The 23346-nt window shown below is 74.5% G+C and carries 19 protein-coding genes and 1 pseudogene; 7 read left to right on the forward strand and 13 right to left on the reverse strand.

What is annotated here, in order from left to right; genetic code table 11:
* Positions 1 to 61: 61 nt before the first annotated feature.
* Positions 62 to 880, reverse strand: coding sequence for a class I SAM-dependent methyltransferase (locus tag ACZ6ZI_RS05885; protein WP_469516568.1), 819 nt, complete (start codon positions 878 to 880; stop codon positions 62 to 64).
* A 96-nt stretch (positions 881 to 976) separates the two neighbouring features.
* On the reverse strand, positions 977 to 1714 hold the full coding sequence (locus tag ACZ6ZI_RS05890; RefSeq protein WP_469516571.1) for an SOS response-associated peptidase: 738 nt from the start codon (positions 1712 to 1714) through the stop codon (positions 977 to 979).
* 140 nt (positions 1715 to 1854) lie between these two features.
* Between ACZ6ZI_RS05890 and ACZ6ZI_RS05895 the strand changes: the two genes are divergently transcribed.
* Positions 1855 to 2106 (forward strand): hypothetical protein, encoded by a 252-nt coding sequence (locus ACZ6ZI_RS05895; protein WP_363059908.1) that lies wholly within the window; start codon positions 1855 to 1857, stop codon positions 2104 to 2106.
* 218 nt (positions 2107 to 2324) lie between these two features.
* Positions 2325 to 2825, forward strand: coding sequence for a hypothetical protein (locus tag ACZ6ZI_RS05900; protein WP_469516574.1), 501 nt, complete (start codon positions 2325 to 2327; stop codon positions 2823 to 2825).
* A 73-nt stretch (positions 2826 to 2898) separates the two neighbouring features.
* Here the strand turns inward: ACZ6ZI_RS05900 and wrbA are convergent, their stop codons facing one another.
* The gene (wrbA, locus tag ACZ6ZI_RS05905) at positions 2899 to 3513 is read right to left on the reverse strand and encodes an NAD(P)H:quinone oxidoreductase (RefSeq protein ID WP_469516577.1); all 615 of its coding nucleotides are present in this window, start codon (positions 3511 to 3513) and stop codon (positions 2899 to 2901) included.
* A 174-nt stretch (positions 3514 to 3687) separates the two neighbouring features.
* Between wrbA and ACZ6ZI_RS05910 the strand changes: the two genes are divergently transcribed.
* Positions 3688 to 4395, forward strand: coding sequence for a TetR/AcrR family transcriptional regulator (locus ACZ6ZI_RS05910; protein WP_469516579.1), 708 nt, complete (start codon positions 3688 to 3690; stop codon positions 4393 to 4395).
* A 73-nt stretch (positions 4396 to 4468) separates the two neighbouring features.
* Positions 4469 to 6589 carry a SpoIIE family protein phosphatase gene (locus ACZ6ZI_RS05915; protein ID WP_469516582.1) on the forward strand — a complete coding sequence of 707 codons (2121 nt, stop codon included), beginning with the start codon at positions 4469 to 4471 and terminating at the stop codon, positions 6587 to 6589.
* A 4-nt stretch (positions 6590 to 6593) separates the two neighbouring features.
* On the opposite strand, the gene ACZ6ZI_RS05920 is transcribed toward ACZ6ZI_RS05915, so the two are convergent.
* The 9 genes and pseudogenes from ACZ6ZI_RS05920 to ACZ6ZI_RS05960 form a co-directional block, all read right to left on the reverse strand.
* Positions 6594 to 7769, reverse strand: coding sequence for a PP2C family protein-serine/threonine phosphatase (locus ACZ6ZI_RS05920; protein WP_469516584.1), 1176 nt, complete (start codon positions 7767 to 7769; stop codon positions 6594 to 6596).
* A gap of 146 nt (positions 7770 to 7915) precedes the next feature.
* Positions 7916 to 9985: a prolyl oligopeptidase family serine peptidase gene (locus tag ACZ6ZI_RS05925; protein WP_469516586.1), complete on the reverse strand. Its 2070-nt coding sequence runs from the start codon at positions 9983 to 9985 to the stop codon at positions 7916 to 7918.
* A gap of 80 nt (positions 9986 to 10065) precedes the next feature.
* Positions 10066 to 10995 (reverse strand): oxidoreductase, encoded by a 930-nt coding sequence (locus ACZ6ZI_RS05930; RefSeq protein ID WP_469516588.1) that lies wholly within the window; start codon positions 10993 to 10995, stop codon positions 10066 to 10068.
* A gap of 81 nt (positions 10996 to 11076) precedes the next feature.
* Positions 11077 to 11439 carry a PRC-barrel domain containing protein gene (locus ACZ6ZI_RS05935; protein ID WP_469516590.1) on the reverse strand — a complete coding sequence of 121 codons (363 nt, stop codon included), beginning with the start codon at positions 11437 to 11439 and terminating at the stop codon, positions 11077 to 11079.
* Positions 11440 to 11596: 157 nt separating this feature from the next.
* The gene (locus ACZ6ZI_RS05940) at positions 11597 to 14815 is read right to left on the reverse strand and encodes a TIM-barrel domain-containing protein (protein ID WP_469516592.1); all 3219 of its coding nucleotides are present in this window, start codon (positions 14813 to 14815) and stop codon (positions 11597 to 11599) included.
* A 273-nt stretch (positions 14816 to 15088) separates the two neighbouring features.
* Positions 15089 to 15865, reverse strand: a complete 777-nt coding sequence (locus ACZ6ZI_RS05945; protein ID WP_469516594.1) for a class I SAM-dependent methyltransferase — start codon at positions 15863 to 15865, stop codon at positions 15089 to 15091.
* Positions 15866 to 15974: 109 nt separating this feature from the next.
* Positions 15975 to 16928, reverse strand: coding sequence for a transporter (locus ACZ6ZI_RS05950; protein ID WP_469516598.1), 954 nt, complete (start codon positions 16926 to 16928; stop codon positions 15975 to 15977).
* Positions 16925 to 17752: pseudogene (locus ACZ6ZI_RS05955) on the reverse strand (ABC transporter ATP-binding protein); the annotation flags it as partial. The gene ACZ6ZI_RS05950 and the pseudogene ACZ6ZI_RS05955, both read right to left, overlap by 4 nt.
* Before the next feature lie 98 nt (positions 17753 to 17850).
* On the reverse strand, positions 17851 to 18273 hold the full coding sequence (locus ACZ6ZI_RS05960) for a GntR family transcriptional regulator (protein ID WP_469517643.1): 423 nt from the start codon (positions 18271 to 18273) through the stop codon (positions 17851 to 17853).
* 215 nt (positions 18274 to 18488) lie between these two features.
* On the opposite strand from ACZ6ZI_RS05960, the gene ACZ6ZI_RS05965 reads away from it, so the two are divergent.
* Positions 18489 to 21029, forward strand: a complete 2541-nt coding sequence (locus ACZ6ZI_RS05965; protein WP_469516601.1) for a D-alanyl-D-alanine carboxypeptidase family protein — start codon at positions 18489 to 18491, stop codon at positions 21027 to 21029.
* A gap of 14 nt (positions 21030 to 21043) precedes the next feature.
* Here the strand turns inward: ACZ6ZI_RS05965 and ACZ6ZI_RS05970 are convergent, their stop codons facing one another.
* Complete coding sequence (locus ACZ6ZI_RS05970) at positions 21044 to 21616, reverse strand: helix-turn-helix domain-containing protein (RefSeq protein WP_363059935.1); 573 nt, start codon at positions 21614 to 21616, stop codon at positions 21044 to 21046.
* 166 nt (positions 21617 to 21782) lie between these two features.
* Between ACZ6ZI_RS05970 and ACZ6ZI_RS05975 the strand changes: the two genes are divergently transcribed.
* Both ACZ6ZI_RS05975 and ACZ6ZI_RS05980 read left to right on the forward strand, forming a co-directional pair.
* A complete protein-coding gene (locus ACZ6ZI_RS05975; protein WP_469516605.1) occupies positions 21783 to 22562 on the forward strand; it encodes an ABC transporter permease in 780 nt (259 codons plus the stop codon).
* Positions 22559 to 23275, forward strand: coding sequence for an ABC transporter ATP-binding protein (locus tag ACZ6ZI_RS05980; protein WP_469516608.1), 717 nt, complete (start codon positions 22559 to 22561; stop codon positions 23273 to 23275). Before ACZ6ZI_RS05975 ends, ACZ6ZI_RS05980 begins: the two co-directional genes overlap by 4 nt.
* The last annotated feature ends 71 nt before the right edge of the window (positions 23276 to 23346 follow it).

Below are 23346 nucleotides of genomic sequence, written 5' to 3' on the forward strand. Positions count from 1 at the left end.
GGGTGGGGTCGGGGGCGTGCGCCCCCGACCCCACCGGTCGTGGCGCGTCGGGCGTGGACCGTCAGGGTCCGTCGGCGGCGAACGCCGTGGTGATCACGAGCGGCGGTCGTTCCCGTTCCGCCGTCCAGGGCCGTCCGCGCACGAGGTCGGGGTCCGCGACCGCCGCCGCCTGCGCCACGGTCGGCCGGTGCTGGACCACGTCCGAGAACCCGGCCCGCTCCAGCAGGGCCGGATGCACGCCCACCGGCCACGCGTGGTTGCGCACCTCCTGCCAGGACCCGTCCGTGCGCAGCAGCCGGACGGTCAGCGGATCGCCCGGCCCGTACGTCGCACCCGGCTCGCCGATCCGCACGGAGGCGTACGCGTGGCCCGCGCAGGCGGGATCGGTGACCAGCAGCACGAACGGGGCGCCGGGCCGCAACAGGCGGCGGACCTCCGTGAACACGGCCAGCAACGCCCCCTCGGTGGGCAGCGAGGCGACGACGTGGCTGCACATCGCCGCGTCCGCGCACCCGTCCGGCAGATCCGTGACCCGCCCGTCCTCGACCAGGTGGTACTCCGCCCGGATCCCCTCCTCCCGACCGGCGGTCCCGGCCAGGGCCAGCATCTGCGGGGAGGTGTCCGCGCCGAGCACCCGCACGCCCAGCGTGCGGGCGGCGTGCCGACCCACCTTGCCCGGGCCGCACCCGTAGTCCAGCAGGACCTGGTCCGCCCGGATCCGGCCGGCCAGGGCCCGCAGGACGAAGGGGTAGCCGAGCAGCCAGTCCGTGGCGCCCTCCACGGCGGCGAAGGCCCGCGCCCCTTCGATCCCGGACCAGGCGACCGCGTCCGGGGCGTCGGCCGGTCCGCGTCCTTCCGGCTCCCGCGCCACATCGTCCACAGCCCCACTATCGACCCGGCGGGCCGTCGGCGCCGCTCGGTGCGGGTCGCGGCGCGGGGCGCCGCCGGGGTCGGGTGCCGGAGTCGGGCGCCGGGGTCAGGCGCCGGCCGCGGCTTCGAGGAGCTCGGGGCCGTTGTTGCGCACGTTGTTGACGGCGGTCGTGACGGCGCGGACCTCCAGCCGGCCTCCGGCGGGGGTGGTGAGGAGGGCGCGCAGGTCGTGGGCGTCCGTCCCGGCGGGGTCGAGCCAGGCGTCGTAGTCGGCGGGGGCGAGGGCGAGGGGCATGCGGGGGTGGACGCGGCCGGCTTCGTCCCTGGCCTCGGTGGTGAGCACGGTGCAGGTGGCCCACCAGGCCGCCGGGTCCCGGTCGTCCTCGACCGCGGGGTCGCGCCAGAACTCGTAGAGGCCGGCCATCGCCATCACCGAGCCGTCCCGCGGGCGGATGAACCAGGGCCGCTTGTAGGCCTTCGCGGTGGCGGTGGCGGGGACGGCCTCCCATTCGTAGAAGCCGTCGGCGGGGAGCAGGCAGCGGCGCGCGGCGAAGGCGCGCCGGTAGGCGGGCTTCTCCGCGACGGTCTCGACCCGGGCGTTGATCATCTTGGCGCCGCCGGCGGCGGTCTTGGACCACGAGGGCACGAGCCCCCACCGCAGGGCCCGCAGGCGGCGTTCCAGGACCCCGGTCTCGCGGTCGGCCCGCTCCAGCACCGCCCACACCGGGTCCGTGGGCGCGACGTTCCAGCTGGGCGGCACCACCGGGTCCGCGCCGCGCGCCGTCACCCCGAACAGGTCGGTGAGGTCCTCGGGGCTGCGGGTGGAGACGTAGCGGCCGCACATGTCTCCAGCCTACGGGCGCGCGGCGCGGGAAGCCGGGAGCGGATCACGCGGGGCTCCCCGGTCGCGGGGCGGGACGTCGCGCGGGGCCGGGCGGTGGGACCTCGGTGGCGGCCGGGGCCTCCCGGACGCAGGGTGGAGGGATGGAGCACGCGCCGATCGTCGTCCACCGCATCTCGCCCTCCGGCGGCCGTCGGGTGACGCTGCGCGTCCAGAACCGCGAGAACGTCCTCGGCGTCGCGCACGCCGACGCCGACGTGATCGAGTTCCTGCGCCGGGCCGAGGTGCCGGACCCCGACGAGCTGGTCCTCGGCGAGCCCTCCCCGCTGGTCGAGTGGCAGGGCGACGCGCCGCACCTCTACGCGCCCGAGCCGACCGACACCGACGTCCCCTGACACCCGGCCGTTCGGCCACCCCGCCGCCCGGCCACCCGCCTGCCTTGCCCCGACCCCCGGCCCGCCCCTGCCGCCGCCCGGCACGCCCCCGCCGAGGGGCCGGGTTCCGGCCAATGCGTGATGTGGCCATGACATCTCAAGACCCCTGTGACACGCTCCGTGCGCACTCCGAACGGCCTCGCACCACACCCCCACAAGGACGTGTCAAGGAGACCGACATGAGGCACTTCGCGAAGCTCTGCACGGCGGCCGCCGCCGTCGCCGCCACCCTGACCGGCGCCACGACGGCCGTCGCGGCGGGCGGCACGGCCGATCAGCGCGTCGACGGCGTCATCGTCGTCGCGGGCAACACCTGCACCTGGACCAACGCCAGGACGAGCGCCGTCCCCCCTGCCGCGCTCACCGTCGACCGCACCACCGTCAACAAGCCCGGCGGAAACCTCGCCTGCGACGGCGGCATCAGCGCCTCCCTCAACAACAACCCGGCGTTCGCCTTCGACGACGGCGCCGCCACCGCCCGGACCGACCTCATCGACATCACCGGGCAGCAGAGCTTCGTCTCCTGCCGCTACAAGGCCACGAACCTGGTCTGGGACCGCGACGGGACCGGCCGCAAGTACGTGAACCGGGCCTTCACCGCCACCAAGACCTCCGGCAGCTTCCTGTGTCCCGGATCGGTGACCACCCCGGCCGGCGGCGCGTCCATGCTGTTCCACTGACCGCCCCCGCCGCCGCCCGTCCGCGCCACCGCCGCCCCGTCCCCCCCGGGCGGCGGTGGCGCGCCGCGTCGCGTCAGATCCGGCCGCCCGCCAGCAGCCGGGCCGTGATCCGGGCCAGGCGCGCGCCCTGGTAGCGGGCGGCTTCGAGGATGTTCTCGCCGGGCGCGCCCGCGAAGGAGGCGTGCGTGGTGCCGTACGGGTTGCCGTTCGCGGCGGAGACGGCCGGGTCGGTGAAACCGGGCGACACGATCAGTGAACCCCAGTGGTGCAGCGTGTTGTAGAGGGCGAGGAGGGTCGACTCGTTGCCCCCGTGCAGGTTGCCGGCGCTGCCGAAGGCGGTGGCCGGCTTGTCGGCGAGGACGCCCTCGGCCCACAGGCCGCCGGTGCCGTCGATGAACTGCTTGAGCTGGGCGGAGACGTTGCCGAAGCGGGTGGGGGTGCCCAGCGCGTAGGCGTCGGCCCACCGCAGGTCGTCGTGGCTCGCGACGGGGAGGTCACGGGTGGCCTCGACGTGCGCGCGCCACTCCGGCCGCGAGTCGATGGCCTCGTCGGGGGCCAGTTCGGCGACGCGCAGCAGGCGGACCTCCGCGCCCTCCTTCTCGGCACCCTCGGCGAGCGCCTCGGCGAGGCGGTGGACGGTGCCGGTCGACGAGTAGTGGACGACGGCGATCCTGGGATTGACGGTCATGACGGGTAACCCTCCCGAAGCGAATGGAAGCGGATGGCTATCCGTTTCCCTGCTCAGAGTGAACCGGATAGCCATCCGGTTCGCAAGCCCTTCCCGCCCCGAAAACGGATCTTGTTCCGGTACGCTCGTCCTCCACAGGGCCCGGGCAGGGCGGGAAGACCACAGGAGGCCGCCATGGCGGATCCGCGCGAGCCGGGCGAGCGACCGGGACACCACGATCGGCGGGAACGGCGGGGCGATCCGCTCCCGCCCCGGGAGCGCCCCCGCGTCGAACTGCCGATGGCCGGCGGACGCCCCGCGCCCGAACGCGCGGACGCCGCGCGCAACCGCCGCCGGATCCTGGACGCGGCCGCCGCGATCGTCGCCGGGCAGGGCCCGGAGGCCCTCACCATGAACGCCGTGGCGCACGCCTCGGGCATCGGCGTCGGCACCGTCTACCGCCGCTTCGGCGACGTCCAACAGCTCATCTACGCCCTCCTCGACGACCGCGAGCTGCGCTTCCAGGAGGCCTTCCTCGGCGGGCCGCCCCCACTGGGCCCCGACGCGCCGCCCGCCGAACGACTGCGGGCCTTCCTGCACGCCCTGACCGACCGCATCGTCGACCAGCGGCAGCTGCTGCTGGCCGGCGAGGTGGCCTCCCCGCTCACCCGGTACGCGAGCGGCCCCTACAGCGCCATGCACACCCACGTGACCACCCTGGTCGGCCGGATCCGCCCCGGAGCCGACGCCGGGCTGCTGGCCCACCTCCTGCTGGCCCCGCTCACCCCGAGCCTCATCTGCCACCTGACCGCGGACCGGGGCCGGACCCCCCGGGAGATCAAGGACGGGCTCGACGAGCTGCTCGCCGCGAGCGGTCTGCGACCGACCCCGGACGGCCCCTGAGGGGGACCGGGTCGCACGCCCGGGTCCGGGGCCTCAGCATGGAGAGAGGTCCGACCGGGTGAGGAGGCCGCCGATGGCCGATGAGCAGCCCGTTCCCCCGGCCGAGGGCCCCGGAACGCGGCCCCCGCCGACCGCCGCGACACCCCTGGCCCAGGCCCTCCCCGTGGGCATCCCGGCCGCCGGCGGGCTGCTGGACGTCCTCGGCGTGGCCGCCGTCGTCCTCGACGCCGAGGGCCGCATCCGGCTGTGGAGCCCGCAGGCCACCACCCTGTACGGCTACACGTCCGAGGAGGCCCTGGGCCGGCCCGCCGCCCGGCTGCTCGTCGCGGAGAGCCACCGGCAGGAGGTGCTCGACCTCTTCGCCCGGGTCATGACGGGCCAGGGCGCCTGGGCCGGCACCTTCCCGGTGCGCCACCGCGACGGACACACCGTCCTGGTGGAGTTCCGCAACATGCGCCTCCAGGCCGACAGCGGTCGCCTCTTCGCCCTCGGACTGGCCTCCGAGCAGGCCACCCTGCGCCGGGTCGAACGCGACCTCGCGCTGTCCCTGCGCCTGGTGGACCAGTCCCCCATCGGCCTCGCCGTCCTCGACACGGACCTGCGCTACGTCCTGGTCAACCCGGCGCTGGAACGCATCAACGGCGTGCCCGCCGCCCGCCACCTCGGGCGTCGGATCGGCGACGTCCTGCCGCTGCTCGACACGGAGGCCGTCGAGGAGCGCATGCGGCAGGTGATGGACACCGGCGTCCCCGTCCTCGACGAGTTCACCACCGGCCGCGTCAACGCGGGCGACGAGGAGGAACACGCCTGGCTGGTGTCGATCTACCGGCTCGACGACCAGGCGTCCCACGTCATCGGCGTCGCCGTCTCGGTGGTCGACGTCACCGAACAGCACCGGGCCGCCGTCTCCGCCGCCCACGCGCGGCGTCGCCTGTCCCTCATCGCGGACGCCTCGGTACGCATCGGGACCACCCTCGACCTGGACATCACCGCCCGCGAGCTGGCCGACGTCGTGGTGCCGGAGGTCGCCGACATCGCCACCGTCGACGTCCTGGACACCATCCTGACCGGCGCCCGGCCCGGCGAGGGGTCCGAGGGCGGAGCCGTGCGCTTCCGGGCCCTGGCCCTGAAGTCGGCGTACCACACGCAGGCCGAGGCGGCGGCCGACCCCGTCGGGGACGTCGCCCTCTACGGACCCGCCCGCCTGGTGGCCCACTGCGCCCGCACCGGGCGCCCGGTCCTCCTCCCGATCGTGCGTCCCGAGGACCTGCCGCGCATCGCCCGCGACCAGGACGCGGCGCGGCTGCTCGGGGAGGCCGGCCTGCACTCGTACCTGGCCGTCCCCCTGATCGCCCGGGGCCAGGTGCTCGGCGCCCTCGACCTCAAACGCGCCCGCAACCCCGTACCGTTCGGCCAGGACGACGTCCTGCTGGCCTCCGAACTCGCCGCGCACGCCGCCGTGTCCATCGACAACGCCCGCTGGTACCAACGCCAGCGGCACACCGCGCTCGCCCTCCAGCGTCACCTGCTGCCCCAGGACCCCCACCCGGCCCCGGGACTGGACATCGCCTACCGCTACCAGCCCGCCGGCGCCGCCGACGAGACCGGCGGCGACTGGTTCGACGTCATCCCCCTCACCGACGACCGCACCGCGCTGGTCGTCGGTGACGTCATGGGCAGCGGCATCAACGCCGCCGCCGCGATGGGACAGCTCCGGGCCACCGCCCGCGCGCTGGGCCGCCTCGGCCTGGAACCGGCGACGGTCCTCACCCACCTGGACGCGGCCACCGCAGACCTCGGGGAGGCGATGGCCACCTGCGTGTACGCCGTCTACGACCCCCGCACCCGCCTGTGCCACATCTCCACCGCCGGCCACCTGCCCCCCGTCCACCTGCGCAGCGGACGCCACCCCCGACTGCTGCGGCTGAAAACGGCCGTTCCGCTCGGCGTCGGCGGGATCCCCTTCGGCACCACCAGCGTCACCCTCGCCCCGGGCGACGAGCTGGTCATGTACACCGACGGGCTCGTCGAGACCCGCGACCAGGACATCGACACCCGGCTGCTGACCCTGACCGACCTCCTCGCCGGGCCCCACCGGCCCATCGAGGAGACCTGCGACCTGCTGCTCTCCGCCCTGCGCCGCCCCGACACCCACGACGACGTGGCCCTCCTCATCGCCCGCACCGACCCCTGAGCGCCTACGGACGCGGCCCCCGCGAGCGGATCCGGGCGGCGAGGACCGCGACGTCGTCCTCCGCGCGGCGCGCGTCGAGCCCCTCGACCACCGCGTCCGCCGCCGCGTCGACGCTCGCGCCCCGGGGCAACCGCAGGGCCGTCAGGCGGGCCAGCGAGGCGTCGATGTCCTCACCCCGGTGCTCGACGAGCCCGTCCGTGTACAGGAGCAGCGTCTCCTCGGCGGCCAGGGGGTGGGCCACCGCCTCGTAACCGCCCAGCCCCGTACCCAGGGGCGGGCCGACGGGCACGTCCAGCAGCCGCCCGGCGCCGTCCGCCGCGAAGACGGCCGGCGGCAGGTGGCCCGCGCTCGCGCAGAGGGCGACGCCGCGCGCCGGGTCGACCCGCACGAGCAGGCAGGTCGCCGGGCGTCGGGCCTCGTCCTCGGCGACCAGGGCGTCGAGCCGGCGCAGCACCCGGTGCGGGGCCAGTTCGGTGGAGGCCACCTCGCGCAGGGTGGAGCGGTAGGCGTTCATGTCCACGGCGGCTTCCAGGCCGTGGCCCATCACGTCGCCGACGACCAGCAGGGTCCGGCCGAAGTGGAGGCGTACGGTCTCGAACCAGTCGCCGCCCACCAGGGTGCTCGGCCCCACCGGCCGGTAGCGGCCCGCGATCAGGAGGTTGGGGTGGGGCCGGCCGGGGTCGGCGACGAGGGCGCGTTGGAGTTTCAGCGCGAGCTGCTCGCCGGCGGCCAGCCGGCGGGCGTGACGGACGTGGACGGCCGCCACCCGGGCCGCGAAGTGCACGGCGGCCGCCTCCCGGTCGTCGAACGCCCGGCCGGTCCGCGCGACGAGGAGGGTCCCGTACGAGGCCCCCTGCCGGGAGAGCGCGACGGACAGGCCGTGGACCGGCGCCCGGCCCGGCCGCAGCGTCCAACTGCGCAAGGGGTGCCCCTCGTCCACCGCCCGTACGGCCGGGCCGCCGCCCGCCGCCGGGGGCCGCAGCAGGGAGGCGGCGCCGGCGACGGCCACCCGCTCGACGCGGCCTGCGGCGGTCAGGTCGACGGCGACCGCGTCGCACAGCGTCCGGAAGAGGAAGGCGGCCAGCTCCCGGCAGGTGGTGCGCTCGTCGTCGGTGGTGCCGATCGCCTCCAGGACCTCGTCCGGAGCCGGTCCCCACGCCCGCCCCTCGCGGTCCGACACATCGCCTCCGCCGGGAGGGCGGCCCCCCGCGGGCCGCCGGTCGCTCCATTCCACCAGCCCCGGCGCGCGAGGCGCGGCAGCACGCCGCGCGCGGCCGGTCCGGATCGGACCCGGACCCCGACGGGGATCCGGATCCGGGCGGGGCCTCACCTCGCGGGGGTGAGGCGCTCCCACAGGAAGCCGTGCACCAGGGCCTCGTTGAAGGCGGTCTGCCGGTGGTCGGTGGCGCCGGCGTGACCGCCGCCCAGGTGCTCGTGGAAGAGGACCGGGTGGCCGTGTTCGCGCAGCCGGGCCGCCATCTTGCGGGCGTGGCCGGGGTGGACCCGGTCGTCGCGGGTCGAGGTGAGCAGCAGCAGAGGCGGGTACGGGTCCCCCTCGGCGCGGATCCGGTGGTAGGGGGAGATCCGCTCCAGGTGGGGCCGGTCGGCGGGGTCGTCGGGATCGCCGTACTCGGCGATCCAGCTGGCCCCGGCCAGCAGCCGGTGGAAGCGGAGCATGTCCAGCAGCGGCACGTGGGCGACGACCGCGCCGAACAGTTCGGGGTGGCGGGTGAGCATGGCGCCCATCAGCAGGCCGCCGTTGCTGCCGCCCTCGATGCCGAGTTGCGCGGGGGTGCTGACCCCGCGCTCGGTGAGGTCGCGGGCGACGGCGGCGAAGTCCTCGAAGGCGCGGACGCGGTGGGCCCCGAGGGCGGCCCGGTGCCAGGGCGGCCCGTACTCGTGGCCTCCCCGGATGCCGGCGACCACGTACGTTCCGCCGCGGGCGAGCCAGGCGCGGCCGGTGACGGCGCTGTACCGCGGGACCATGGAGATCTCGAAGCCGCCGTAGCCGTAGAGCAGGGTGGGGCCGGGGCCGGGCCGGTCCGGGGGGCCGACGACGAAGTACGGGACCCGGGTGCCGTCGGCGGAGGTCGCGAAGTGGCGGTCGACGGTCAGGCCGGCGGTGTCGAAGAGGGCGGGCGCCTGCTTGAGGGTCTCGCCGTCGCCGCGCGCGTCGCCCGCCGTGCCCCGGTGGAGGGTGGAGGGCTGGAGGTATCCGGTGACGTCGAGGAGGTACTCGTCGCTCTCGTCGGGGTCGGTGGCGACGACGGAGGCCGTGGACAGCGGCGGGACGCCGGCCAGGGGTTCGCGGGTCCAGCCGTCGGGTCCGGGCGTGAGGAGTTCCAGCCGGGAGGAGACGTCCGCGCGGGTGCGCAGGATGAGGTGGTTGCGGGTCCAGCTGTAGCCGGCGAGGGCGGTGTGCGGTTCGGGGGTGAAGAGGGCGTGCGGGTCGCGTCCACCCGCCTGGAAGGCGTCGAAGTCGAAGGCGAGGAGGCTGCCGGCGGGCTGCCCGAGCCAGGGCGAGCGGGGGCTGACGAGCAGCCAGCGGCGGTGCACCGAGGCGACCGCGTCGTCCGGCACGTCGATCTTGACGGGGGGTGCGGCGGGGTCCTCGGGGAGGAGGTGGAGCTCTTGGTTCCAGAAGTCGATCTGGCGGGAGACGAAGTCCCGTTCGAAGCCGCGCGTGTGGTCGCGCCAACCGGCGGCGGACAGGTCGGTGGGCCGGCCCTCGTAGACGAGTTCGGCCTGGTCGAGGGGGGTGCCGCGGCGCCAGCGGCGCACCTGGAGGGGGTAGCCGGAGGGGGACAGGGAGCCGGGGCCGAAGTCGGTGCCGATCCACAGGTGGTCGTGGTCGAGCCAGCCGGCGCGGGTCTTGGCCTCGGCGACGGTGAACCCGTCCTCGACGAACGTCAGCCGTTCGAGGTCGAACTCGCGGACCACGCAGGCGTCGGCCCCATCCCGGGAGAGCAGGACGAGGGCGTGGCGGTGGTCGGGGGCGAGGACGCTGCTGCCCGACCAGGCCCACGGCTCCCCCTCGGCCTCGGCCAGCGCGTCCAGGTCGAGGACGATCTCCCAGTCGGGCCGCTCCGTGCGGTACTCCTCCAGGGTGGTGCGCCGCCACAGGCCCCGCAGGTGGTCGCCGTCCTGCCAGAAGTTGTAGAGGTGACGGCCCCGGCGGACGACGTAGGGGATCCGCCCGTCGTCGTCGAGGACCTCGCGGACCTCCCGCTCCAGCGTCTTGAAGTCGGGGGTGCCGGTCAGCGCGGCCACGGTCTCGGCGTTGCGTTCCCGCACCCAGTCGAGGGCGGCCTCGCCGGACACCTCCTCCAACCACAGGTAGGGGTCGTGGTCGGGCGCCGGGACGGCGGCGGGCGTGGCCGAGAGGTCTTCGCTCATCCGCCGATTGTGCCGGACGGCGCCCGGGTGGCCGCCCCCGCCCCGCGGCGTCACGGGAGGGGCGACCGACCCGCGCGGGGTCAGGCGGCGGGCGGCGCCTGGTGCAGCCGCTCCAGGGTGGCGAGGTCTTCCTCGGTGAGGCACAGGGCGCCGGCGGCGACGTTCCCGGCGAGGTGCTCGGGGTCTCCGGTGCCGGGGATGGCGAGGACGTGCGGGCCCCGGCTCAGGGTCCAGGCCAGTCGGACCTGGGCCGGGCTCGCGCCGTGGGCCCGCGCCACCGCCGACAGTTCCGCGTGCTCGGCCGCTCCGGCGCCGGCCTCCCGCGCGGCGGCGGCGATGGAGAAGAAGGGGACGTAGGCGATGCCCTGTTCCCCGCAGGAGCGGACGAACGCGTCCTGGTCGGGCCGCATCCCGATGCCGTAGGGGTTCTGTACGCAGACGACGGGCGCGATGGTCCGCGCCTCGGCGAGCTGCTCGGGGGTGACGTTGGAGACGCCGAGGTGGCGCACGAGTCCGGCGTCGCGCAGTTCCGCCAGGGCGCCGAAGCGGTCGGCGAGGGACTCGGTGCCGAGGACGCGCAGGTTCACGAGGTCGAGGTGGTCGCGGCCCAGCTGGCGCAGGTTCTCCTCGACCTGTCCGCGCAGGGCGTCGGCGGACCGGGCGTGTTCGGCCCAGCGGCCCGAGGGGTCGCGGGTCGGACCGACCTTGGTGGCGATCACGAGGTCGTCGGGGTAGGGCCCGAGGGCGGTCCTGATCAGCTCGTTGGCGGAGCGCAGCGGGGAGAAGTAGTAGGAGGCGGTGTCGATGTGGTTGACGCCGAGCTCCACGGCGCGGCGCAGGACGGCGACGGCCTGGTCCCGGTCGCGGGGGACGGCGTCGTGGACGAGGGCCGGGCCGGTCTGGGGCAGGCGCATCGCGCCGAAGCCGATGCGGTTGACCTCCAGGTCGGCGAGCTTCCAGGTGCCCGACGCGGCGGCGGTGACTTCGGCGGTGATCTTGTCGGATTGCATGGGCGCATGATCGCCCGCGCGCCGGGTCCGTGCCAAAGGCATGGGTGTCGGTCCCGGACGCCCGGGCGCTGAGCGGGTGCCTCACATGTGGGGTCCGGTGTTGGGGTTCGTGTAGTAGTTCTCGATCGCGCTCACGTAGGTGGGCTCGTCCTCGTGCTGATCCTTGCCGAACTCGGGCGTGTCCTTGACGTGGTCGCGGCCGCACGACAGGTGCACCGTCTCGTTCTCGGTGTCCACGCGGGTGATCAGGCCCGCCGGGATCATCACGCGCCGGCCGAAGATCCAGGGGCCGGTGTCCACGACCACGTAGGAGCGGCTCACGTCGTCGGTGTGCTTGTCGATCTTCCCGATGGATCCGTCGACGGCCTCCACCTTGTATCCGACGAGGTCGGTGCCGCGGATGTAGCCGGTGCCCTCGGCGAGGATCCAGATCTCGGTCACCATGGCCGGGCTCCTTTCGTGCGGTTGCCCCCGTACGGCGCCTTACCCGCGAGCGGGATCCGAAACCCGGCGCCGGCCCGGGCCGGGCACCCGTGGGGGAGGTGTCCGGCCCGGCCCCGCCCGTTCCCGGTGGAGACGGGCGGGCGGGTGTCGCGGTGTCTCAGGGGGTGAAGGTCCAGCGCCGGTCCGGTGTGTCCGTGCAGGCGCCGAGGGTCAGACGGGTCCCGTCGACGGTGCCGGAACCGGCCGGAGCGAGGCACCGGCCGACGGTGCGCAGGCTGCCGTCCGGGCCGGGCGACCAGTTCTGCCCCGGGCTCCCGTCGCAGGGCCGGACGACGGCCTTCGCCGGGTCGGCGCCGTCGAGGCAGACGCCCGACAGCCCGGTCAGCCGGCCGTCGGGCCCGAGGGTCCAGCGCTGGTTGGGCCCGCCGTGGCAGGAGTAGAGGGTGGGTTCGGTGCCGGGGGCGGTGGCGCTGTGCGGGAGGTCCACGCAGCGGCCGGAGGCGGCCCCGACGAGGGTGGCGTCGGCCGGGAGGGGGCTCGGTCGGCCGGTGAGGGTGAGTTCGGCGACGCTGGTCCAGGGCCCGCGGCCGCCCGCTTCGGTCAGGGCCTTCAGGCGCACGTAGCGTCCGGCCTTGGGGGCGAGGGGGACGGTCTGGGCCGCGGCGGTGTCGGCGAGGGTGCCGGTGGCCACGGGTGGACCCCAGTCGGTGGTGGTGTCGGACACGGAGATCTCGTAGCGCCCCACGCGGCCGTTGACGCCGCCGTCCTGCCGGGGCAGGTGGCCGAGGCCGTCGACGGAGTGGCGGGCCCCGAGGTCGAGGACGATCTCGTGCGGGAGCGCGGCGGGGGCGCCGGTGGACCAGGCGGTGTGCCAGTGGGTGGCGGGGTCGCCGTCGAAGGCGCGCGCGGCGGAGCCGTTCTCGGCGGTGGTCTCCTGGCTGTCGGCGGAGACGAGGCTCCAGCCGGCGCGGTCGATGGGCGCGGAGCCCGTCGGGACGGGGGTGCCGGCCGGGACGGTGGTGTCGGTGGCGGTCACGGTGAAGGCGCCGGCCTTGGTGCCGGTCTTCACCCACAGGATCCCGGCCCGGTCGGCGGGGTCGTGGAACCAGCCGGTGCCGGCGGCGTCGAGGGCCGCCTTGGTGGCGTGCCGGGTCTGGGGGACGCCGTCGACGGCCAGGGCGGTGGGGGCGGTGGCGACGTGGAGGCTGAACTCGTAGCCCCGTGCGGCCGGTTGCCCGGCGTAGGTGCCGGTGGGGGCGCCGACCGAGACGGTGACGGTGCCCCGGCCGGCGGTGGGGGCGGTGACGTCGACGCGCTGGCGGGCGTAGGCGCCGGTCAGGTGCGCGCGGGTGCGGCCGTCGTCCTCGTAGAGGCTGAAGGTGGAGGTGCCGCGCGGGTGGATGTCGTACGTCAGGGTGGAGACGGGCTTCTCCCCCGTGTGGTTCATCTGCGGCCACATGGGGACGATCGCCCCGCCCTTGACGAACAGCGGCAGGGTGTCGAGGGGCGCCCGGTAACCGTTCAGCCACCCCGGGCCGGTGTACGTCCGACCGGTCCAGTAGTCCGTCCAGGTCCCGGCGGGCAGGTAGATGCCGTCGCGGACGGTGGTGTCGGAGACGACGGGGGCGACGAGGAAGGAGTCGCCGGCCATGAACTGGCCGCTGGTGAGGTTGCCCCGGGCCACCGGGTCGTCGGGGTGTTCGAGGACCATCGCGCGGGTGCTGGGGACGCCGCTCTCGTGGGCGGTGCGGCTCATCGTGTACAGGTACGGCATCAGCCGCATCTTCAGTTGGAGGTACTTGCGGTTGATCGACAGGTACGGTTCGGCGAACCGCCAGGGCTGCTTGTCCTGGTAGCCGGCCTGGGGGTTGGTGGCGCCCCAGCCGGACATGGTCATGAAGGCGGGGGTGAAGGCCTTCCACTGGAGGTCGCGGGCGTACGTCTTCGGGCTGCCGCCGAAGATTCCGTCGACGTCACCGGCGGCGTAGTTGAGGGCGGACAGGCCCGCGCCGGCGAGGGCGGGGACGTGCCAGCGCATGTCGTCCCAGGTGCCGTGGGTGTCGCCGGTCCAGACGACGGCGTTGCGCTGGGTGCCGGCCCAGCCGTCGACGGTCCACACGAAGCGGCGGGCGTCGGAGTTCTTCTCGATGCCGTCGACGGCCTGTCGGACCCCGTCGAAGGCGTACTTGTAGCCGGCTCCGATCCAGGCGACGTCGGTCTTGACCCCCCTGCTGCCGGCCGTGCCCACCTCGTCGGCGATCGAGCCGAGGCCGGTGGAGGTCCACAGGCCGGTCTGGAACCCCTTGGCCTTCAGCGCGTCGACGGTGGACTTCAGGGGCGCGGTGTATCCGCAGCCGTAGCCGTCGTTGGGCAGGAACCAGCCCGAGGGCATGTCGGCGGCCCGGGCGTCGGCGGCGTAGCCGACGACGTCGGGGGTGGTCTGGTGGCGGGCCCGTCCGTGATCGCCCTGGTAGTCGGGGTTGGAGGCGTTGAAGCAGTCGGCGTTGCCGAGTTCGAAGCCCCAGTGGGGGGCGAGGAAGGGCTTGCCGCTCACGTCGGTGTAGGCGTCGAGGACGGATTTGAGCGAGTCGCCGGTGAAGTACCAGGCGTCGAAGCGGTTCTCGTCGTGGGTGAGGGCGGTGGGGGCGCCGAAGGAGTACGAGCCGGGGGCCCAGGTGTTGCGCATGACGCCGTAGCGGTTGGTGGACATGTAGAAGGGCGCCGGGCTGGCGTTGTCGTTCTCGCGCCACCTGTTGTCGACGGCGACCGGCACGGTCTTGTCGCGCAGGGCCCATTCGCCGAGGCGCAGGCCGGTTCCGTAGAACTGCTCGTCGGCGCCGCGCGCGAGGTACTGGGTGGTCTTTCCGCCGCCCCAGGTGGTGGGCCGGGTCTCCCGCCAGACGGGCGTGGAGTCGTCGGCGCGGTAGACGGAGAAGGTGAGGGGCGATTTGTTCACCCGGATGGACAGGGCCCCGGTGGTGATCCGGTAGTACGCTCCCGCGTCCGTCCAGGAGGCCTCGACGGGGCCGAAGTCGGTGGTGGGGGCGAGGTCCTTGCGGGCCGGATCGTCGGTGAAGGAACCGTCGGGCGACAGCCAGAGCCGGAAGATGTCCGCGCGGGCGACGACCACGCGCGCCTTGGCCCCGCTGGTGGTGGCGATGGTGAAGGTGGCGCCCGAGCGGGTGAGGCCGGTCGCCGAGCCGGCCGTGGTCTCGGGCGCGGCGGAGGCCCGCGCCGTGGCGGGCCCGGCGGCGGCGAGGCCGGCGGCCGCGAGCGCGGCGGCGACCAGGGCCGCGAGGCGGGCCCTGCGGCGTAAGCGGGCGGGGCGCGGATGCGGGAGGAAGGGTGGGGGGTCGTGCCGCGTGGTCCATTTCATCGGGCAGCTCCTCGTGCCGGTCCGGATCGCGGGCACACCGCGGCGGCCACACCGCCGTTGGCATGCACCCGGCAAGATAGCGGACCGGCGTACCCGATTTGAAGGAACCTGCTCGAAGTCGTCCGGTACCAAGCAGTTTTGAGCACCCGGGCGAGGGCCTGCGGCCGGTACGGACACGGCCCGACGTGGCCGGTACGGACACGGCCCGGTCGGGGAGCCGCCGCGCGGGCTTCCCGACCGGGCCGTGCCGGCGTACGCGTCCGCCGGCCCCGATCAGCGGACGGTGACGCGGATCTTGGACTGGCCGTGCCCCAACCGCTCCCAGTCGTCCATGAACCGTGCGGTCAAACCGTGTTTGGCGGCCAGGGCGACGAGGGTCTCCGTCCGGTAGTAGAAGTCCTCGCGCAACACGTGGTGCTCTGTCCCCTCGGTGCGGTCGAAGGTGAAGTCGAACCAGCCGCCCGGGGTCAGGATGCGCTCCACGTGGGCCAGGCACTCGTCGATGATCCCGATCGGCGAGTGGGAGAACACGCTGTGCGCGTGGACCACGTCGAAGTGGCGGTCGGGCAGGAAGTCCAGGGTCAGGTCCTGGGTGATGGTCAGGTGCGGCAGCTTGTCCTGGAGACCGCGTCCGACGAGGGTCCGCTTCGCGTCGATGAGGATGTCGGGCGAGATGTCGATGCCGTAGTAGTGGCCCGTGTGGAGGTGCTCGATGAAGCGCCAGCCCGCACGCAGGTTGCCGCAGCCGATGTCGAGCATCCGGTGGGCGGGGGCCAGCCCGTGCTCCGCCAGGTAGTCGAACTGCATCTTGCCGAGCGCCAGCCAGCGGTCGTGGGTCTGACTGCCGACCGCCGCCTCCGGGTTGCGGGCGGTGTCGGACGCCATGACGGCCCGGTAGTAGGCCACGTGGTCGGGGTGCTTGAGGCGCAGCCAGCGGTCGCGGGCGGCCCGACGGACGTACGGGGCGATGCGGGTGGGATTGCCGATCGCGTAGCGGACCTTGTGGGCGACGCCGGTGCGGTCGGCGGTCAGGTTCTTCTTCGTGGCCATGAGGGATCTCCCCTGTGGAACGGGAACGGTGCGGTGGTGGTGGGGGTTGCGGTGCGGTGGCGGTTCGCGGTTGCGGTGGGGGGGCCGGTGCGGTGCGGTCGGTGTGCGGTCAGGCGGTGCGCCTGCGCAGGACGAGCAGGGTCAGGGTCACGAGGACGGCCCCGAGCCCGAGGTAGAGGGCCGTCTCGATCCACTGGAATGTCCAGAAATCGGCACTGGGATACACCTTGTGGTACCGGGCGACGAAATCGTGTTCCGCCATGCACTGCCGCAGCTCCTCGCCGGACGTCTGGCAGACGTTCCAGATGGAGTGCTCGCGCCCGTCGGGCGTCAGGTAGCCGAACTCGCCGGTCGACCAGGCGCTGCCCACCGGCCGTTTGGGCGTCATGCCGGGGGTGATCCGGGTCTCCGGGTCGATCCAGTCGCCGCGGAAGTAGCGGGCCAGGACCATCACCGAGGCGACGGCCGCGAGGGTCACGCCCATGGCGGGCAGCACCCGGCGCGTCGTCAGACCGGCGAGGGTGCCGGCGGCGAGGGCGAACAGGGCGCAGGCCACGGAGGCCGGGCCGGTGGCGTTGTAGATCGGCGCCTCGTGCCAGTAGGGACCGTCGAGGGTGTTGGAGATCGGCGCCCACCACCAGGCGACGAGGGCTCCGACGACGGTGGTGGCGAACACCGTGCACAGCGCCGCGAGGCCGAACCGCGCGGCGAACCAGCCGCGCGGGCCGATGCCCTGGGTCAGGGCCACCTTGAAGGTGCCGCTCTCCATCTCGCGCCCCAGGAGCGGGGCTCCCCAGAACACGCCGATGAAGGCCGGGAGGGCCAGACCGACGGTGCCGAGCAGCCGGATCCCGGTGCTGTTGCCGGTCATGATCTCGAAGGTGGCGGGGCTCTCGCAGCCGCCGTTCCACCCCTTGCAGGGCACCCATCCGTAGGCGTCGATCAGCGCCGTCATCTCGGAGCGGCGGTACGCCACCACCCCCGCGCAGACCAGCAGCAGGACCGCGCCGGTCAGGATCATCGCGCGCTGCTGGCGCCAGGCCAACCACAGGGCGCCCTTCACGCGGCGACCCCCTCGGACGCGGCGGGGTCGGGGACGCGCAGATGTGCCAGCAAGAGGGTTTCCAATGAGGGGGTTTCGGTGATCCAGCGGTCGTCGTCGTCCGTGGGCAGGGCGGCGCCGGGCGCCGCACGGCGTACGAGGGCCGTGACCTGACGGCCGCCGACGGCGGCGTGCACGAGGGTGCTCCGGTCGAAGTCGCGGGGCAGCCCGTCGCGCTCCATCGGATCGGCGCGGCCGGTGATCCGTACGTGCGCGTCGCACAGTTCCTGGACGTCGCCGCTCAGTCGCGGGACTCCGTCCCCCAGCAACAGCACGTGGTCGCAGACGTCCTCCAGCTCGGCCAGCACGTGCGAGGACATGACGATGGCGGTCCCCCGGTCGGCGGCCTCCGTCATCAGGTGGGCCATCACCTCGTGCCGGGCGAGCGGGTCGAGGTCGGCCAGGGGTTCGTCGAGGAGCAGCAGATCGGCCCGCTTGCCGAGGACGAGGGCCAGCGCGACCCGGGTCCGGCTGCCGCCCGAGAGGGAGCCGATCCGTGCGCCGGAGGGGATGTTCCCGGCGCGTACCAGCTTCTCCGCGACGCCCTGGTCCCAGCGGCCCGGGTTGAGCGCGCGCCCCATGCGCAGGGTGTCCGCGACGGTGAAGCGGGCGTGGAGCGGTTTCTCCTGCGCGAGGAAGGCGGTGCTCCGGCGGGCCCGCGCGGTGCCGGGGGCCTCGCCGAAGACCCGTATCTCTCCGCTGGTCGGCCGCATCAGGCCGGCGGCCAGCTGGAGCAGGGTGCTCTTGCCCGCCCCGTTGGGGCCGACGAGGGCGGTGACGCGCCCGGCGGGCAGTTCGAGGTCGCACCCGCGCAGGGCCGCCCGACCGCCGAACTCCCTTCCGAGCCGCGTCGCCCTCAGGGCCGGAGCGTGGGTCGGATCGCTCACGCCGTTTCCTCTCTGGACGGTCCGGGCCCTGGCCCGGAGGTCGTGCTGAAGCTTTCGTCCACGGCCGCCGCGATGAGCGCCGTGATGTCCTCTCGGCCGAGTCCCGCCTCGCGGGCCTGGCTCATCCAGGCGGCGAGGGCGAGGCGCAGCGGCGAATCCGCCGCCGCCTCGGGGCGGGAGAGCGAGCGTCGTACGAAGGTGCCCGAGCCGGGGCGCGGTTCGACGAGGCCCTCGCGCTCCAGCTCCCGGTACGCCTTGAGGACGGTGTTGGGGTTGATCGCGGTGGCCGCGACCACCTCGCGGGCCGTCGGCAGCCGGTCGCCCGGTTCGAGTACACCGAGCCGCAGGGCCTGTTTGACCTGCGTGACGAGCTGCAGATAGGTGGCGACGCCGCTGCGCCGGTCGACCCGGAACTCCATCATCTCCACCTCATTCCACTAACACGTTAGTGGAATAGTGCAGAGTCTCTGGCGACTCGTCAAACCGGGCGGAGTATGACCGAACCGTCACAGCCGTCGGCGAACGGAACGCGCGGGCCGGCGGGGGCATCTAGGTGATCGACGGCCGGTCGACGGCCGTCGACGTGGACGAAGAACCGGCCGGTCCGGGTGTGAAGAGCAAGGTGGGGCGCGGGATGAAGGCGGAGACGGTGACGGGGGCGGGCGTGTCGGGGCGGGAGCCTGAAGGGCCCTCCAGCGTGGAGGGGAAGCACGAGGATCGACGTCCCGACGCCGATCGACCGGACGCCGTCGCGGCGGGCGCGGGAGCGGAAGCGGAAGCGGAAGGGGCGGGGGCCGAGCGGGAGCCGACCCTGCCGACGGCAGCGGACACGGACGCCGCGTCACCCTCGGGCGAGAGCCCGGAGTCCCACGAGAACCCCACCTCCGACACGGAAGCGGAATCCGCCTCCGGGGCCGACCCCGGGGCCGACCCCGAGGCGGGGACCGACCCGGGCGGGCCCGCGCGAGAGCCCGCCCCCGAGGCGGACTCCGCGCCGGAGGAAGCCGCGGAGGCGGCACCCGGCGCGGCGGCTTCCGCCGCCGACGCGGAGCCGACGGCCACCGAGGGCCCTGACGGGGATGCAGAAACGGAATCCGATCCGGCTTCCACGCCGGAGGCGGGGGCGGAGCGCGCGTCGGCGTCCTCGCCGAAGCCGGAAGCGGACTCCGCGGCGATCTCGGCCACCGAGGCGGAGTCGGAAGCGGAGTCCGCGGCGACGGGGGCGGCCGATGCGGAGCCGAAGCCGAAGGCCGGACCGGAGGCGGCCCCGGACCCGGAGTCGGGCGCGGAGCACGACCCGGACGCGGGCGCGCGGTCGGGCGCGGAGCCGGACTCGGAAGCGGGCGCGAGGTCGGGCGCGGACTCGGAAGCGGGCGCGGGCGCGGACGCGGAGCCGGAGCCGGGCGCGGAAGCGGGCGCGAGCACTGCCCCGGGGTCCCGGCGGGACCCGGACGCGGAGCCGGACTCGCAGCCGGAGGCGGACGCGGAGCCGGACGTGGAGCCGGACGCGGAGGCCGCTTCCGCCCCGGCTCCGGCCCCGGCCCCGGCTCCGACTCCGGCACCGGAGCCGGAGGCGGAGGCGGAGGCGGCACGGGCCCCGAAGTGGGCGTCCGAGCCCGAGCCGAAGGGGGACGGGGGCGCGGACGGCGCCCCGGCGGCGGGCGCCGGCACGCGGGGGCGGACCGGTGACGCGGGGCGTGGCCCGGAGCGTGACGCCGAGCGCACGAGCGAGTTCCTCCCCCTGCGCGAACTCGGGCAGCGGCCCGTCCCGAAGCCGGCGCCCGTACGCCCGGCCACGCCCGTACCCGCACCGGCACCCGCACCGGCACCCGCGCCCGCCTTCCACCCGGAGACGACGCGCGAGGCCCCGCTGCCCCCGTTGGAGCTGCTCGCCGAGCTGACCAACACCGCTCCCCCGCCGGAGACCACGCGCCGCACCCTCACCCGCCGCGTGAAGGTGTGGACGCCCCTCGTGCTGCTGCTCGCCGCCGGCGTCGTCGGGGGTCAGATGCTGCGCCCGGTCCCCGAACCGCGCCTCGTCGTCGAGCAGGACGGCCGCACCGTCGACGGCACGACCCCGATACCGTGGCCCGCCAAGGGCCAGGCCGCCGTCCGCGTCCCCGGTTCCGGCGACATCGGCGTCTTCGGGGAGCAGAAGCCGGTGCCGACGGCCAGCGTGGCCAAGGTGATGACCGCGTACGTGGTCCTCAAGGGGCACCCGCTGCGCAAGAACGATCCCGGCCCGAGGATCGAGGTGGACGCCAAGGCCGTGGCGGACGGCACCTCCGAGCACGAGTCCCGCATCGAGGGCCTCACCGCGGGGGCGAAGTACAGCCAGCTGGACATGATCAAGATGTTGATGATCCCGTCGGGCAACAACGTCGCCCGCCTGCTGGCCCGTTGGGACACCGGAACCGACTCCGAGGCCGCGTTCGTCGCGAAGATGAACGCCGCCGCCAAGGAACTCGGGATGACGAACACCACGTACACGGACCCCAGCGGCCTGGACGCCGGCACCGTCAGCACCGCCGTCGACCAACTCAAGCTGGCGGAGGCGGTGATGAAGGAGGAGGCCTTCCGCGCGGTCGTGGCGATGCCGAACGCGACCATCGAGGGGCTGCCCAAGCCGATCAACAACAACAACGACAACCTGCTCCTCGCCCCCGGCCTGAGCATCAAGGGCATCAAGACCGGATCGAGCACCCCGGCCGGCGGCACCCTGATGTGGGCGGCGTACAAGACGGTCGGGGACGAGACCCCGCTGATCCTCGGCACGATGATGGACCAGCACGTCGACGGCCCCGACCCGGACGGCGCGAACAGCCTGACCCTGGTGAAGGAGAACAGCCGCAAGGTCATCGAGGCCGTACGGACGGCCCTCGCCTCGACTCCGGTGATCCGCAAGGGAGAGGTCGTGGGGCACGTCTCCGACGGGCTCGGCGGTACGACCGCGCTGGTCGCGACCAAGGACGTCGCCGCGATCGGGGTCCCGGGCCAGCGACTGCGGCTGACCCTCGGCACGGGCGCCGGCCCCGTGCCGCGCGAGGCCAAGGCGGGCACCGAGGTGGGCGTGTTGACCATCGGCGACGGGGCCGGGGCCAAGGCCGTGCCGGTCGCGGTGGCCTCGGACCTCGTCGGGCCCTCGTTCGGCGCGCGGGTCACGCGCCTGTCCTGACCCGCCCGGGACGCTCAGGCGTTCGCGATGACCAGGAGGGTACGGGCGGCCCGGTCCGGGGTGGGCAGGGTGCAGCGGTGGGGGAGGTCGCCGCGGTGGTGGGCGCTCTGGCCGGCGCGCAGCAGCAGTGGTTCCTCCCCCTCGACCTCCAGGAGGACCTCGCCCTCCAGCACGTAGAGGAAGTCCTCGCCGGGGTGGTGGAACCAGCCGCGCTCGCCCCGGCCCGGTTCGAAGTGGTGCTCGTAGGCCTCCATCAGGCCGCTGCGTCCGCCGGGGATGAGGACCTGGGCGACCTGGCCGCCGGTCTCCGTCACGCGGATCACCTGGGGGTCGCTCTCGTGGCTGACGACGCCGGGCCGGTCCGGCGGGCGCAGGAAGGTGCCGGGGGTGACGTCGAGTGCCTCGGCTATGCGGTAGATCGAACTGAGGCTGGGAGTGGCCAGCCCCCGTTCGAGTTGGCTGAGGAAGGGCTGCGAGAGGCCCGAGCGGTCGGCGAGCACGGCCATGGAGACGCGGCGCGCCGTGCGACAGGCGCGGATCGCCCGGCCTACCTCGATCGCCTCGGGGGTGGGTTCGGGTCGGGACACGCAGGTGAACGTACCTCATCGACCCTCGGGGCCCGGGTGGGCCCGAAACGTTTCGTACTGCTGAAACACCAGCTTCATAAGCGTCGTCAATTATTGACCCTGCTTATGTACGGCATCGCGCCAGTCGGCCGCGCCGTACGCGTACGAGACGAACGAGGAGCCTCGCGTGCACTCCACCCCCACCCCCACGGGCCGGGCCCCGGGTCGGCTCGGCCCCGCCGTCGGCGCGGCCGGCGCGGTGCTCGCGCTCTGGTCCCTGGTCGCCTGGTCCGGCGCGGTGGCCCCGGGGCTGCTGCCCACGCCCGCCGCCACGGCGGCGGCGCTGGTGGACGGCGCCCGCAGCGGGGTGTTGGCCTCGGACCTCGGTGCCAGCCTGGCCCGTGCCGGTCAGGGGTTCGCGATCGGCGCGGTGGCCGGCTCCGCCCTCGGCTTCGCCACCGGCTACCTGCCGAGGCTGTCGGCCGCCGTCACTCCGGTGGTGTCGTTCCTGCGGCCCATCCCCGCCATCGCGCTCGTGCCGCTGGCGACCGCCTGGTTCGGCATCGGCGAGAACGCCAAGCGGCTGCTGATCGCCTACGCCGTCCTCCTCGCGGTCTGGTTGTACGTGCACGACGGGGTCTCGCGCGTGCCGGTGTCGCACCTGCGGGCCGCCCGCTCGCTGGGGGCGCCGCTGCACCGGCGTTTCACCGAGGTCCTGCTGCCGGCGGCGGCGCCCGCGCTGCTGGCGGCCCTGCGCTACGGGGCGTCCGTGGCCCTGCTGGCCCTGGTCGCCGCCGAGTTGGGCGGGGCCGACAGCGGGTTGGCCTACCGGCTCCAGGTGGACGGGCAGTTCCTGCGCGTGGACCGGATGTTCGCGGGGCTGCTCGTCCTCGGGCTGCTGGGCGTGGCCGTGGACGCGCTGCTGGCCGGCATCGGCCGTCGCCTCACGCACTGGAGCGCGTCATGAGCCGCGAGGTACGTCTGGAGGGGCTGATTGTCGGCTACGGCTCGGCCCCGGTGCTGGAGCGCACCGACCTGGTCTTCCCCGCGGGCTCGTTCACGGCGCTGCTGGGTCCCAGCGGGTGCGGGAAGTCCACGGTGCTCAACACCGTGGCCGGGTTCGTACACCCGGCGGCCGGGCGGGTGAGCGCCGGCGGCGAGCCCGTGCGCGGGCCTGGTCCCGACCGGGGCGTGGTCTTCCAGCACTACGCGCTGTTCCCGTGGCGCACCGCGCGGGGCAACGTCGAGTTCGCCCTGAAGCGGCTCGGGCTGACGCGCGGCGAACGCCGCGAACGGGCCCTGGAGCTGCTCGCGGAGGTGGGCCTGGCGCAGGGCGCCGACAAGTACCCCGCGCAGTTGTCCGGTGGCATGCAGCAGCGCGTCGCCCTGGCGCGGGCGTTGGCCGCGCGGCCCGAAGTGCTTTTGATGGACGAGCCGTTCGGGGCGCTGGACGCCCTGACCCGGACCCGGATGCAGGACCTGTTGCGGGAGCTGTGGCGGCGCAGCGGCACCACGGTGCTGTTCGTCACGCACGACATCGACGAGGCGCTGGCCCTGGCCGAGCGGGTCGTGGTCCTCGGCGGCTCCCCCGGGCGGGTGCTGGCCGATCATCCGGTGCCCGCCGGGACGCCCGACCCCGTGCTGCGGGCGGAGATCGCCCGCCACCTCGGTTCCCCCTGACCCACGCCTCACCGCCCTGCCCCGCCCCTTCCCCACTTCCCCCCTTCCCCCTCCCTCACCTCACCCCGCTC

It is taken from the genome of Streptomyces sp. NPDC103540, assembly GCF_055584445.1.